The 13,536-nt window shown below is 45.7% G+C and carries 12 protein-coding genes; 3 read left to right on the top strand and 9 right to left on the bottom strand.

All coding sequences use genetic code 11. From position 1 onward, the window contains the following. Window positions 1–46: 46 nt before the first annotated feature. The 4 genes from ONB37_16630 to ONB37_16645 all read right to left on the bottom strand — a co-directional run bounded on the left by ONB37_16630 (window position 47) and on the right by ONB37_16645 (window position 2,390). Entirely contained in the window at window positions 47–340 is a 294-nt protein-coding gene (locus tag ONB37_16630) for a hypothetical protein (GenBank protein ID MDZ7401783.1), read from the bottom strand. Between the two features lie 417 nt (window positions 341–757). Continuing rightward, window positions 758–1,096: a hypothetical protein gene (locus ONB37_16635; protein ID MDZ7401784.1), complete on the bottom strand. Its 339-nt coding sequence runs from the start codon at window positions 1,094–1,096 to the stop codon at window positions 758–760. A 10-nt stretch (window positions 1,097–1,106) separates the two neighbouring features. Beyond that, window positions 1,107–1,658, bottom strand: coding sequence for an RNA polymerase sigma factor (locus ONB37_16640; protein ID MDZ7401785.1), 552 nt, complete (start codon window positions 1,656–1,658; stop codon window positions 1,107–1,109). A 150-nt stretch (window positions 1,659–1,808) separates the two neighbouring features. Continuing rightward, window positions 1,809–2,390: a manganese efflux pump MntP family protein gene (locus tag ONB37_16645; GenBank protein ID MDZ7401786.1), complete on the bottom strand. Its 582-nt coding sequence runs from the start codon at window positions 2,388–2,390 to the stop codon at window positions 1,809–1,811. Window positions 2,391–2,800: 410 nt separating this feature from the next. On the opposite strand from ONB37_16645, the gene ONB37_16650 reads away from it, so the two are divergent. The 3 genes from ONB37_16650 (at window position 2,801) to ONB37_16660 (ending at window position 5,479) form a co-directional block, all read left to right on the top strand. Further along, window positions 2,801–4,372: a YCF48-related protein gene (locus tag ONB37_16650; GenBank protein MDZ7401787.1), complete on the top strand. Its 1,572-nt coding sequence runs from the start codon at window positions 2,801–2,803 to the stop codon at window positions 4,370–4,372. Window positions 4,373–4,635: 263 nt separating this feature from the next. After that, window positions 4,636–4,827, top strand: coding sequence for a DUF2892 domain-containing protein (locus ONB37_16655; GenBank protein ID MDZ7401788.1), 192 nt, complete (start codon window positions 4,636–4,638; stop codon window positions 4,825–4,827). Window positions 4,828–5,008: 181 nt separating this feature from the next. Continuing rightward, a complete protein-coding gene (locus ONB37_16660; protein MDZ7401789.1) occupies window positions 5,009–5,479 on the top strand; it encodes a Rieske (2Fe-2S) protein in 471 nt (156 codons plus the stop codon). Between the two features lie 174 nt (window positions 5,480–5,653). Here the strand turns inward: ONB37_16660 and ONB37_16665 are convergent, their stop codons facing one another. From ONB37_16665 to ONB37_16685, 5 genes are all read right to left on the bottom strand, one after another. Then, on the bottom strand, window positions 5,654–7,099 hold the full coding sequence (locus ONB37_16665) for a TrkH family potassium uptake protein (GenBank protein MDZ7401790.1): 1,446 nt from the start codon (window positions 7,097–7,099) through the stop codon (window positions 5,654–5,656). 443 nt (window positions 7,100–7,542) lie between these two features. Then, window positions 7,543–8,085, bottom strand: a complete 543-nt coding sequence (locus ONB37_16670; protein ID MDZ7401791.1) for a transposase — start codon at window positions 8,083–8,085, stop codon at window positions 7,543–7,545. A gap of 290 nt (window positions 8,086–8,375) precedes the next feature. Beyond that, window positions 8,376–9,716 (bottom strand): Trk system potassium transporter TrkA, encoded by a 1,341-nt coding sequence (gene trkA / locus ONB37_16675; protein ID MDZ7401792.1) that lies wholly within the window; start codon window positions 9,714–9,716, stop codon window positions 8,376–8,378. A 991-nt stretch (window positions 9,717–10,707) separates the two neighbouring features. Next, on the bottom strand, window positions 10,708–12,069 hold the full coding sequence (locus ONB37_16680) for a DUF4832 domain-containing protein (GenBank protein ID MDZ7401793.1): 1,362 nt from the start codon (window positions 12,067–12,069) through the stop codon (window positions 10,708–10,710). A gap of 20 nt (window positions 12,070–12,089) precedes the next feature. Then, window positions 12,090–13,536: beta-galactosidase trimerization domain-containing protein (locus ONB37_16685; protein ID MDZ7401794.1), on the bottom strand; the 1,447-nt coding region annotated here is incomplete at its 5' end.

The raw sequence follows: 13,536 nt of genomic DNA on the forward strand, positions 1-13,536 counted from the left end.
GATCAATCCTGCATAAAATAAATGGAGCCCAGATAAAGCGGATGTCTCACTCGATCAAAATACCGGTGCGAATGACTTCTGGTGGGTGGATCTCTCCATCAAAAATAATCCGATGAGCAGACCGAATAAAATAGACTGCACCACCAAGAATTACCAGAGCGATGGGCAATCGAACGTAGATCGGGATCTCGTCAGCAAGAAATGTTGAAAAATGAAAGATAAAGGAGTCCCCGACCCAGACGATCAGAAAGATGAGAAAGAGGATGAGCTGACCTGCATCGCCCCAGGGATGCTCGCCTGCCAGGTTGCCATGCGGTTTGTATTGTTTGATCTTTTCCATTTTTATGTTCCCTTAGTATGACTTTTAGAGAGGTTTGCAAAATAAGAAAATGTCATTCCGACCCGCCAGATGGCGGGGAGGAATCTCATTAAGTAACCGATTGCATGAGAAATATAGATTCCTCACTCCTCCGCCCGCCGATTGGCCATTCCCGTCAACCTAAACGAATGAATATAGCAACGATGTCATTCTGAGGAGCGAAGCGACGAAGAATCTCTTCGATAGAAGCACGTATTTTCGATCAATCAAGAGATTCTTCGCTCCCTATGGTCGCTCAGAATGACATTTTACTCTAAGGTTGACGCTTATGGTCGATTGGCGGGCGGATCCGTTCGGAATGACTATAGAATTCTATTTTTTTAACTCTCCAAAATCATTTCAAAGGCTCAGAACATTTGAAATGGTTGGGATAAAAAATTATTGGGTGATCGAATCCCCAAATTCCTGTTTCGTCTCGCCTTCTTTTTCAGGACCAAATTTCTCTTTAAAACGCTTCTTCCAGCGATCATCATGATCGTGATTTTTGCTGTGTGGGAACGATTTGAACAGGATGTGCGACAGCAGCACCAGTCCCCACGCTTGCCAGAAGGTGATTTTGGTCAGACCGAAGATCGTTGGCATCAGCCAATTCCAGAGCCACATCACCACAAATCCCAGCAATAGCGCAATAGCCGCCGCCAGGATGACACCACCGATCGCCATGCCAATAATGGCGAACACTCTTTTGGTGCCACTCAGATGTTTTAGCTTTTCCATTTTGCACCTCTTAAGTTTGAGTTTGGAGTCCAGGCTTTAACCTGGCTAACCTATTCTTTAAAAATTGAACGGCATACCGTTTCCGAGCAATCAAGGTATTGATCGAGTCGCCCGTCTCCTCCGCAAGCTCCCGAAAGGTCTTGCCTTCCACCACCTGCTGGATGAACACATAGCGCTGCTTCTCTGGAAGTTCCTCGATGGCTTCCATGATGGATTGAAGAACCAGCTCACGAGTCTCTTCATCCAGTCCATCGGGAATTTCCTCGGTTAAAAAATCTTGGAAGCTGAATCCGTTCGCCATCGGTTCATCGATAGAAACCGTTGGCAGTCGCTTCTTCCGATACCAATCGATGATCTTGTTTTTGGCGACAGTGTACAGCCATCCCGTCAGATTATCGACCGCTTCGAGCGCATTCAGACTACTCAGTGCCTGAAAGAAGACCTCCTGCAACAGATCTTCCGATTCTTCTATCGAGCGAATTTTGGATCGGATAAAGGCGAATAAACTCCTTTGCTCCGCCTCGAAGCTCTTATCTACCCTATTTATTTGCTTGTTTATCATCTCGATAATAAAGACGAAAGAGGTGCAAAATTATTGTATTTTTTTGGTGAAATCTCAGATTAGGAACGATAAAGGAAGGATAAAGTTGCTGAATTTTTAAAGGGCGATATTTGTCGCAAAAGACAAAAGCCAGAAGCCAAATGCCAAAAGCTAACCGCCAAAATGAAGCACCCCATGCTCCACCAAAATCCTCACCCCAATCCCAATCAACACCAGCCCCCCAATAATCTCCGCATACTTATCCAATTTGAAATTCATCCCCACAATTCTTCCAAGTTGAATGCCGATGGCAGTGAAACTGAAGGCGATCAGTCCAATAATTAGGGCGGGCTTCCAGATGGAGATTTTCAACAGTGAAATACTTAGCCCTACGGCCAACGCATCAAGGCTGGTGGCGATGGAGAGCATGATCAAAGTCCCACCCTTGGTAGGGTCGTTGGTCCTTGGCTTGCCATCCTCAGCCTTTAAGGCGCTGATGATCATTCTGAGACCGATAAAAGATAGCAGCAAAAATGCCAGCCAATGGTCGATCTTTTCAACCATTTTGTAAACGGTAGTCCCAACTGTCCATCCAATGACAGGCATGAGAAACTGAAACCAGCCAAAGTGCCATGCTAGCCGCAAGGTCTGCCTGGAGCTGACAGCCTTCAGTGCAACCCCTGAAGCCACAGCCACGGCAAAGGCGTCCATGGCTAGCGCCAAAGCGATGAGAAGAATAGTAATGGTATCGATCGGATTGTTCCTTTGGTTTGAATTCGATCTAAATGGTGAAACGGGAAACGGCAAATGCGAGACGCCCGATCAAAAGAGTATGAAATGATGATCATTTATATTCGTTTCACGTCTGACGTTTTGCATCTTATTTTTGACAGCTCACCTTTCTAAAAATATCTAAAAAATTTGTCCTATTAAACACCTATTATTTCGTTTTGTTTCGTTCAGCAGTGAGTATTTTCCCTGTCGGAAGCTCGGATCCTTTAGAATACTTTGACTCAGAACGCCAGTTTATTTTGAATAACAAGCACAATCTCATGCTTTATTTTATGAAATGCCCATTTTACAGAATCCTTTTGCTATGAAGATCATCTAAATAGGACATAATTAGTCCTATATTCGTTCATAAAATATTTCAGGAGTCAAAAATGGTAAAAAGATACACTCTAAATGTGGTCATCTTTGTTTTTCTGGCTTTGACAGCAAACGTTTTTTCCCAAAGCTGGACGTCACAGACCAGCGGTACAACAAATATCTTAGAAGCCATCTGGTTCAAAGATACCCAGAATGGTTGGGCGGTCGGTAATTCAGGCACAACCCTGTTCACAATAAATGGCGGACAGACCTGGAATGCTATCAAATTGACCAATGAGGACTTGAAAGATGTCGCTTTTTTGGATCAAAATATTGGGCTGATTGTCGGTGATAACGGTCGCATCTTCCGAACGATCAACGGTGGAGCGAACTGGACGCAAATCTCCAGTGGCACCAGCAGCAATATTTTGGCGGTAGCCTTTGGCGAAGGCGGCATGGCTTACGCAGCGGGTCGAGATGGAGTGATCCTTCGCTCGACCGATAACGGCGCTTCCTGGACCGTTGTAGAAACTGGAACGGTTCGCTATCGGGGCATTGCAGCAAAGGGCAGCCAGTATGCCTGGGTTGTCGGCGAAAATGGCGTTTTGAAAATCAGCACCAATGGCGGACAAACCTGGTCGGCGAAATCTCCAGGCACATCCAGCGATCTACATGATGTATTTTTTCTGACCCAAACCGAGGGCTGGATTGCGGGACAAAACGATGTGCTGCTCTATTCTACCGATGGTGGAAACACCTGGTCATCTCGAAACAGTGGCATCAATGTTGGGCTGGAGGCAGTTGTGTTCCTGAATTCAACCAATGGCTGGGCTGTGGGCAATAGCGGTCGGATTTTCAAAACAACGAATGGCGGTGTGAATTGGGCGGTAGAGGCAAGCGGCGTGACGGTCGAGCTGAATGATGTCTTCTTTCTCAATGCGGGCCATGGCTGGGCTGTCGGCGATAATGGCACAATTCTCTACCGAAAGGACACAACAATCCCTTCAATCATCTTGCAGTTGAGCAATATGAATCCCCATGTTGGACAGAAATTTGAAGCTCGAGTAGTTGATAAGGCTACTGGAATTGAGGCAAGTCGCAAGACCGTGTCGGCTATTCCTGCGCCGAATTTTTCGGTGACGTTTGATAATGTCACAGCAGGTAACAGTTATTGGGTCGATTTTTATGCGGATCACAATGGCAACGGAAGCTACAATGCCCCGCCGACCGATCATGCCTGGCGTTTGGAGGCTAACAATGTGATTGGTGAGGTGATTCTCAATTTCGTTCACAATACCAGTTTTACAGATATTCAATGGCCTGGCACTACGGGTGTTAATGATGAATCTGCTCAGACTGGTGTACCTGGTCAATTTAGTCTGGAGCAAAATTATCCCAATCCATTCAATCCCGAAACAACAATTCGCTTTTCGTTGCCCAACGCTTCCGAGGTGAAGCTGGAAATTTTCAACATGCTGGGACAGCGAGTGCGGTTGCTGGTGAATGGTCAGTTAACTGCTGGAGTTCACGCCGCAAAATGGGATGGCAAGGACGATTTTGGTCGCTTGCTCAGCTCAGGTATCTACTTCTATCGGATTGAAGCAGATCGCTTTGCCAGCACGCAGCGGATGGTGATGATGAAGTAGTGTGTAGTCTGCCGCTGGCAGTGGTTAGTCAACAGACAAGAGCCAGAAGTTGCCTGTTAGTGGAAATTTTCAGCAATTTACATTATCGGTAAGTCTGGACCGAATTTCTTAAAACATAACATTGATGATTGAAGACCGAATCCTTCAGAGCGAGGATTGACAGATCAAAACTGAACACTTGCAACTGATAGCTGGAATTGAATAAACGCTTTCTAGTGGCAAAGTAAATAACTTAACAAAAAGCAATACAGGAGGAGTAGCAGATGAAAAAGAACGTTGGATCAATAGATCGAGTAATTCGTGTGATTTTAGGCCTTGCGATTATCGGCTTGGGCATTGGATTCAAAAGCTGGCTGGGACTTATTGGCCTGGTACCAATGCTTACCGCAATTATTGGCTGGTGTCCGCTTTACAGGCCATTCGGCATTTCGACCTGCAAAGTCAAATCAAACTGAGTTCAAAGAAAAGCTTCCTGGATCGATCAGATCGGGGAAGCTTTTTTTTTGGGCGGATGGTTGAGTGGTTCAGTAGTTTAAGTAACTAAACGGGGATAAACAATTGGGAGGGAAACCCTCTGGACAAATAGGCCTAAGCTTTAAAGTTAAAATCAGAAATTGAATCATCGGAGGCAGAGCTATGGATCAAAATAAAATCAACCGCCGTCAATTTTTCGAATCATCAGGGAATTTGCTATTAACAGGATTGGGAGTGAGCGTTTTTGCTTCGTTATTAGCCAGTTGTGGTAAGGATAAAAATCCCACTGGACCTGGCAATGATAATGGCCCCTCAGAACGAACATTCACCGTTAATTTGAGCGAAAATCCTGCCCTGCAGCAGGTAGGAGGCTTCAAGACTTTTCAATTAGGAGGGACGCCAGTGATTCTATTTCGAATCAGCGATACCACGTTCAAAACACTGTCGCTGGTATGTACTCATCAGGGCTGTACCATCGATTGGCAAGCCTCAAGTAATAAATTTAACTGCGCCTGTCATGGTTCCCAGTTCGATAAGGATGGTAAGGTGCTGCGAGGTCCTGCGGTGAGAAGTCTCGATAGTTTTCGAACCGAATTTAAGAGTGATACCAATCAGGTAATCATTTATTATTGATCGAACCAGCAATCTTCCCAATTAATGTAGGATTGAAACCCTTGCGAAGGTTCGAAACCTTCGCAAGAATCCTCGCTGTTGAATAAAAGAACTATTTCAACTTGAGCATAAATTGAACGAAATTGTTACTCGATTTTCCAATTGGTAGCATTTAGGCAATGGCGCTCACCAAATTCATTTCCGCCAGAACGAAGCGGTAAACAGTACCAGTACCGTGAAGACCTCTAACCTTCCCACCAGCATCAAAAAGCTGAGGAACCATTTACCGATCATCGGAATATGGGCGTAATTATCGGTTGGTCCCACCTGACCCAGGCCAGGACCGATGTTATTGATCATGGCCGCCACGCTACCAAAGGCAGTCTGAAAATCCAGTCCCAGTGCGCTCATGAATAGCACGCCGAACACCGTCAATGCCATATAAAGCAAAAAGAACCCACCGATGGTGGATGAAATCTCACGAGGAATTACATTGCTTCCCACCCGCACACTAAATACCGCCTGCGGATGGATCAATCGCTTGATTTCATTGCGCCCCATTTGCAACAAGATCATGGTGCGGATGATTTTCATGCCGCCGCCTGTGGAGCCCGCACAGCCCCCGAAAAACATCAGGAAAAATAAAATCGCCTGGGATAATCCTGACCATTGCTCATAATCGGCAGTGCCATAGCCCGTTGTGGTGACGATAGAAACAACTTGAAATAAACTGTATTGGATTGTTTTGAACAGGTGGTGACCCGTGACTTTCCACACATCAAAGCCAATGATCAGCGTCGCCAAAAGAATGATCGAACCAAAAAATCTGACCTCGGCGTCTTTGAGATAAACTTGCGGCTGGCCCCGCAGCGCCCGATAGTGCAGGGCGAAATTGATCCCCGCCAGCATCATAAACAGGATGATGATGAAATCGATCAGCGGGCTATTGTAATGACCGATACTCGCATTTTTCGTGGAAAAGCCACCTGTGGCCATGGTGCCAAAGGTATGGCACAGGGCATCGAACCAATTCATACCCGCCAGCATCAGTAAAATGGTCTCCACCAGGCTGATCAGCGCATAGACGCCCCATAATAGTTTGGCCGTGTCCTTCAGTCGAGGCGTTATTTTGTCATGCGTCGGCCCTGGTACTTCGGCTTTGAATAGTTGCATCCCCGCCACACCTAATAAAGGCAGGATCGCTAGCGACAGCAGGATGATGCCCATGCCGCCCAGCCAGTGGGTGAACGATCGCCAGAACAGCAGCCCATGAGGCAAAGTCTCGATATTGGTGAGGATCGAAGCGCCTGTGGTGGTGAAGCCAGAAATGGTCTCAAAGAAGCAATCAGTATATGATGGAATAAATCCCGACAATTTAAATGGCAAAGCGCCGATGAATGAGAACAACAGCCAGCCCGAAGTGACGATCAAAAAGCCATCTTTGGGCCGCAATTCGGCCGTGGTTCTGCTAACGAAAAAAGTAGGAATCCCGATCAGCCAGGCAATGGCAATGGTGATAAGAAAGGCCTGGGAATCGCCTTCGTGATAAATAAGGGCGATCAATCCAGAGGGAATCAAGGAAATCCCTAAGAAAATAAGCAGGGCACTGAGAATATGAATGATGGAACGGAGGTTGATCATCGTCAATTAGAATTTGTAATTTTCAAGAGTTAAGGCGTCAGCCTTTTATCGTGAATGGGAGTTAAGGCGTTAGCCTTTTAGTCCCTAAAAATAAAGCTGACCGCATTGGTAACTTGATAAAAGCCTCACGGCTTAACTCCCAGATTAAGTGGGAATGAAGGCGTTAGCCTTTTATTTTGAATGGGAGTTAAGGCGTTAGCCTTTTAGTCCTTCACCGATGAAGTTGTGATTTCTCTAAAAGCCTTACGGCTTAACTCCCGCTTTGCTGAGGAATTAAGGCGTCAGCCTTTTATCCCCTGAAGACAAAGCCAGCCAGACTGTTAACTTTATGAAAGCCTTAAAGTTTTACTCCCACATTGAGTGGGAATTAAGGCGTTAGCCTTTTAATCTCTGGCTGATCAGGCTGTGATTTCTCTAAAAGCCTTACGGCTTAACTCCTTTTTTTATTCAAAGTCATTTTCAAAATCATCATGATCAATTGAAAAATCAATAATCGGATATTGTTGAAAAACCGACATCATCCAGTCTTCTCCTTTTTGCTTGATCCAGGAGCGATAGCTGGAAAATTTATAGTCTTCCATTTTTTTGCAATAGCCATGTTTAATGCAATTATGATGCAAATAATTGAAATGCGTCCAAAAATCCCGTTCGGATCGGATACACCAATCCCAATAATTCTGCCAAATTTTTCTGCCCCGACAATTTTGAAGCGAATTTATTTCATAAGAATAGCCTGCATGAATTTTACCAAACACTTTGGACAAATCTCTCCCGATTCGGGTTTTAAAGAGGAGATGATAATGATTGTCCAGAATGATCCAAGCATAAAGAACAAAATGAAAGGTTTTGAAAAATTCCGTAATCTTCTGAAGCAGCTTTTGTTTTTCAAAGTCAGAAGTCATCTGATAGATATTGAGATAAGTATGAACGTTAATGAAATAAGGGTAATCATCAATATAAAGATGATATGGCGTATGGCGTTTCATTTAATGTTCCTTTGCTTCTGATCTAATCATAAAAGCCTGACGGCTTAACTCCACCTTGCTTGGGATTTAAGGCGTTAGCCTTTTAACCCTGTGTTAGCCTTTTAACCGTTTTTAAATTCATCGAAGGGAGCGCCTTTCATTCAACAAGCTTGTTTTAGCCCTGATGGCTTTATCCCATCTCGAAAGGGAATTAAGGCGTCAGCCTTTTAGCCATTTTCAAAACCATCTCAGAACAATCGCCCGTGTTCTAAAAGCCTGACGGCTTAACTCCTTACGGCTTAACTCCCACTTTAGTTAAAAAACTCCTCCACTTCATGAATATCCGACGGCAACGAGAACACCACTACCTTGTCGCCTGCCTTCACTTGCGTGTCGCCAACGGGAATGAATACCTGATCGTCCCGCATCACAGCCCCGACGATGGCCCCGTCTGGGAAATCGAGTTCCCGCAGTGTTTTTCGGGTGATCTTGGAGCCTTTTTTGGGAATGAGTTCAATCACTTCGGCGGCAATCCCAGGGATTGACGCCACATTCACCACCGTCCCTCGTCGGATGAATTTCAAAATGCTATTTACGGTGAGCAATTGTTTTGAGATATAGGCATTGATCCCAATAGTGGGGATGATGGACCAGTAATCGGTGCGATTGATGAGGGCAATGATTCTGGGCACTTTCAAATGCTTGGCCATCAGGCAGGAGACGATGTTGGTCTCATCATCGCCTGTCACGGCGATAAAGGCGTCCATATCCACGATGCCCTCCATGGCCATTAAATCCAGGTCCAGCCCATCGCCCTTGATGACCAGCGCCCGCTTCAGCTTTTCCGCCAGGTCGTATGACTTTTCTACATTCGATTCGATGATTTTGACGTTATACTCCTTTTCCAGCTCATGGGCAATGATGTATCCTGTCTGTCCGCCGCCCAAAATCATCACGTTTTCGATTTTCACATTCTCCTTGCCTGCAATTCGCACAACATCCTGGACATTTTCCCGAGCTACGATGACAAAGATGCGGTCATTGTGAACCAGAAAGTCATTGCCCCGTGGTATCTTAGTGACATCCTTGCGATGAATGGCGATGACCCGAAAGATAAAATCAGGATATTTTTTGGACAGCTCGCTCAGCGGAATATTCAGAATCGGATTGTCCCGCTCCAATTGGATGCCCATGACGATGATTTTGCCTTTGGCAAATTCGATAACATCGGTCGCTGCCGCTTGCTTCAACAAACGCACTGCCCCCTGTGCCGCCACCGATTCGGGATGAATAATCAGGTCGATATTAAATTTCTGAGCATTAATCGGGGCGTCCGTGCGGAGAAATTCCCTGTTTTTCACTCGAGCAACGGTTCGTGCGACCCCGTATTCTTTGGCTGCAATAGCCGCCAGCAGGTTCACCTCATCCGAATCGGTGACCGCCACCACCAGATCCGCTTTTTCGATGCCTGCGCTCTCTAATATTCTGAAACTGGTGCCACTGCCCTGAAAAACATGCGCATCCAGCGTCTCAGCCGCATGCGTGTATCTATCATGATCCTTTTCGATCAATACGATGTCATGTTTCTCATAGGACAGCATCTTGGCCAGATGATAGCCAATATCGCCCGCACCAATGATAATAATGTTCACTTTCGTTTACCTCTTTCAAATTTTTGCTGGATAAATATATGAATTTTTTTGTAAAAGTCAAATGGAAATTAAAGGCTGACAAAGGATTACGATGGGGTGAGAAGTCTGATGATTCGATATTAAAATGAAATGAGGAAGGTAGGAATGGTGGAGTGTTGGAGTTTTGGAGTGTTGGAGTGTTGGAGCATTGGAATGTTGGAGTGTTTGAGTATTGGATTATTGGAGTGTTGAATTATTGGGGCATTGATTAGCACTACTTAGTTAGATGAAAAGACGACGTGTCATTCCGAACGAAGCGTAGCGGAGTGAGGAATCTGTACATGTCGATAAATTCGGAGTAAACAGATTTCTCGCTCCACTCGAAATGACACGCAAGGTGAATTAAGATAATTTGACTAAGGAGAATTATTCAATCGCTCAATTTTTATTTATTGTAGATTTTCTTGATATTCACTTCAAAATATTTCCAGCGAAATTTTGACCCATGTGGAAGCTGAGTTATTCGGCAAGGGTGCAGATATCGATGTTATTGCGAGCGGACAGATTGTGTGAAAACACCCGATTTTTCTGTCTTTCCGAACGGAGCGCAGCGAAGTGAGGAATCTATATGTCCCAAAAACATTTTGCATTAAACAGATTCTTCTCTGCCAGTTGGCCATAAGCGTCAACTTAAGGGAATACATGGTGGGACGCTGTCATTCTGAGGAGCGAAGCGACGAAGAATCTCTTCAAAAAACACACCTAATTTCGTTAAATTAAGAGATTCTTCGCTCCCTGCGATCGCTCAGAATGACTTCGTACTCTTAAGTCGACGCCAATTGCCACTTTGCGGATCGGAATGACATTCAAAAAATTACATATGCATTTCATGCAGTCTGGGAGCGACGTTATCCCTAAAATTTTGAAAATCAGAAGAACTGCTTCATCACTTTACACCAGTCGGCGGAATATTGACCGTTAGATTCAAGAGTTATGAGTCTTCACCCAAACACTAACTAATTTGCAATCGACCTAACAGGAAACGACCCAATTCATCCTTGCCTTTGTTGGCAAATAATATTCCGACAATTTTAAAATCAGGATCAGGGATCGCTATCTTAAGATCATAGGTTCCGAGAGGCACAGATTCTGGGATGAAAATCTCGATCTGTTCGGTATGCAATCCAGGTAGCCATTGGGTGATATTCACTCCCGTTACGTGTTCCAATTTAGCTGTCCCATCGCTATCAACGAAATAGATGACCACAGGCCAGGGGAGATAGAATGGAGCGACGCCTTTATTTTCGACCCTAATGGTGAGTTTCAGCGTATCGCCTCGATTGATATTTTTCTCAAATACTACATCTCTCAACACGAAGCGATACCCCAGCATTTTGTGGAGCTTATCCAGATCTCTCCGATGGCTTTCACTCTGCGGCTCGATGGTGCCACCAGCAGGACCGATGAACGACCAATGCGTTTTTTTGATAAATTCAAAATTGAGATCAAACCGTTCCGTCGTTCCTTCAATTGCCCCGTGATTCGAACCACAAAATTCGCCTGTGATGATAGCTGTCTTCCAAACTCGATCATTCAACAGCGGATCAATTTGATTCAGGCTTTCCAGATACCAATCATTCGATTCTTTAGTGCCGAGGCAATCATTCCGAATGCCACAACCACGGTCAGTGACATACTTGGTGGCGAAATCGTCATCAAAGGCAATGACTTTAGGCTTGGTGGGAAAAGCGGCAAAGTAATCCTCCAGGATTTTCTGCTTGGTCGCTTGAGTTGCTGCCAGTGAGTCATTCAGCCAGACATGCCATTCGCCCCAGAAGCCATACGAGCCGATGTCGATCCAGGCGACACGGGGATCACGATCATATCGAGCGCCCAACGCCATGATAAAATCATGATGGGCAGCCAGAAATTTGGGGTCATCCCAGTCTGGCGCCAGCCCCTCATGGCCATCGATGGAATAGGGACGCATCCGCACGCCCTGGTCGATGAGCCATTGTGGCGTATGAATTTGGCCTGAGCCTGGGATCGCAGCAGCGATGCGGAAGCCGACTCGTTTGCCAGTTTGAGCCACATTGCCCCAATCTTTTTCCAATCGGGCCCAGTTGTAAACGCCCTTTCGTGGTTCCAGCTCGCTCCAGGCGAACGTCGCATATTGTAGCTTGGTCTCATAAATCGGATTTTCATCGCCAATCCACGGGGCAAAGCCTTTGAACGGATTGGGGATGACATCGTCAATTTCTTCCAGTTGGAAGCTGCCATTGTCTGGTTCATTGGTGGACTTTTTGGAACAATAATTCAAAAGGGAAAAAACTGGAATCAATAAGATCAACAAAATGGAATTTAGTTTAACCATAATTGTCTTCCTCATTTTTACTAATTTAACTCAACAATCCCCAGCCCATACACCTGTACCTCATCCACCCCAAACGTAACAATCTGCCTTCCCTTTTTTTCAATTGTGCCAAATTCTATGGGCATCAATTCGGACAACGAGCCGCTGTACCGAACCGATTTCGCTTTCTTCCCTTCGGGCAAAGCAAGCTGAATTTTCAAATTCTTGCATGGCGTAATTGTCCCATCCACCGTTACATCATAGTTGACGAGGTGAACCAGCAGGCAATTTTCCTTTTGATTCAGCATCGTGGTTAGCTCGACATACGGGGCGGCTGAGAGGATTCTGGTCGTCTGATCATCGAGAAGCTCAATCGTTTTTTGAACCACATTTTCGAGAATCTGGCGCAGCTCTGGATCCATTCGATTGCGGGTGTAGCCCTCGGGAATATCGGCAAAGACATCGGCCATTTCAGGGCCGAACGTCGTGACCTCGCCTTTTTTCTTCAGAGGGATCAAAAATTTGGAATCGGGAATAGTCAATGGGATGAAAAAAACCGATCCTTGCCCATATTTTCTCACCGTCATTTGATTGGGATATTGACTTCCTTCAAAAAGCGAGGCCAACACAATTGCCTGTTGCGGGACATTGAATTCGTTCTTGAAACCGCAGTTACCGAGAAGCAGTACCTTGCCGCCATGTTCAGCATACGCCTTCAATGCTTCCTGCTTTTGGGCGCTTAACAGCGGAAGATATGGAATTATGATCAAGTCATATCTCGTTAGGTCAGCCAACAGCAGATCATCCTCAACAATCATCTGATGCGCAATGCCCTGATCGGCCAGCACCCGAGACAAGCTGAAGGCAAAGCTCTGCTCGTCCGCCAGATATTGATTGAGCGAGGCCAACACAGCGATATTGCTATGAAGCTGGGCACCGACCAGATATTTTTCATTGGCAGAGAGAAAGCGATACATGTCCGTCGCCCCAGGCGGGGTCTGCCGTTTTTCTCGGAAAATGGCATGGTTGGCAACTGCTTCGGCGATGTTGATCTGCGCCATGGCGCTGAGGCATTTTTCGGTCGGATCGGGAAAGATCGGCGGCGTGATTTCGGTGGCATAAATGATCGTCGGTTTGCCGTGCGAAGCGGCTGCCAGAAATTTCAGAGCGGGGCTATTGGTGATTTTGGTGCCATTTTCGTCTTTGCGAGGGGCGCTATCCAAAAATTCCTGCATCTCGGAATAAATGAAATCGTCGTAGCCCTCACGAGCCAGCATTTCCATATTGCCTGCGGCATCATAAGCAATGGGCCCATAGCCAAAGCCGCCGAAGACATTGCCCGAAATCATGAAATGGGGGTTGTATTGTCGAGCCACGGTGCGCAGCCGCTTATGAAACTCAGCCACGGTGTGACAGCGAAAGGTGATCCATTCCATCCAGAATTTGTCGTCCCGTTTTTGCGGCAGTTGAACCTTATCATAATCTGAA

The organism is candidate division KSB1 bacterium, assembly GCA_034506395.1.
Taxonomy (GTDB): domain Bacteria; phylum Zhuqueibacterota; class Zhuqueibacteria; order Thermofontimicrobiales; family Thermofontimicrobiaceae; genus Thermofontimicrobium.

Bases quoted from the DNA above. Each gene is read 5' to 3' on its own strand.
- ONB37_16630 (MDZ7401783.1), bottom strand. From the start codon at position 340: ATGGAAAAGATCAAACAATACAAACCGCATGGCAACCTGGCAGGCGAG.
- ONB37_16635 (MDZ7401784.1), bottom strand. From the start codon at position 1,096: ATGGAAAAGCTAAAACATCTGAGTGGCACCAAAAGAGTGTTCGCCATT.
- ONB37_16640 (MDZ7401785.1), bottom strand. From the start codon at position 1,658: ATGATAAACAAGCAAATAAATAGGGTAGATAAGAGCTTCGAGGCGGAG.
- ONB37_16650 (MDZ7401787.1), top strand. From the start codon at position 2,801: ATGGTAAAAAGATACACTCTAAATGTGGTCATCTTTGTTTTTCTGGCT.
- ONB37_16655 (MDZ7401788.1), top strand. From the start codon at position 4,636: ATGAAAAAGAACGTTGGATCAATAGATCGAGTAATTCGTGTGATTTTA.
- ONB37_16660 (MDZ7401789.1), top strand. From the start codon at position 5,009: ATGGATCAAAATAAAATCAACCGCCGTCAATTTTTCGAATCATCAGGG.
- ONB37_16665 (MDZ7401790.1), bottom strand. From the start codon at position 7,099: ATGATCAACCTCCGTTCCATCATTCATATTCTCAGTGCCCTGCTTATT.
- ONB37_16670 (MDZ7401791.1), bottom strand. From the start codon at position 8,085: ATGAAACGCCATACGCCATATCATCTTTATATTGATGATTACCCTTAT.
- ONB37_16680 (MDZ7401793.1), bottom strand. From the start codon at position 12,069: ATGGTTAAACTAAATTCCATTTTGTTGATCTTATTGATTCCAGTTTTT.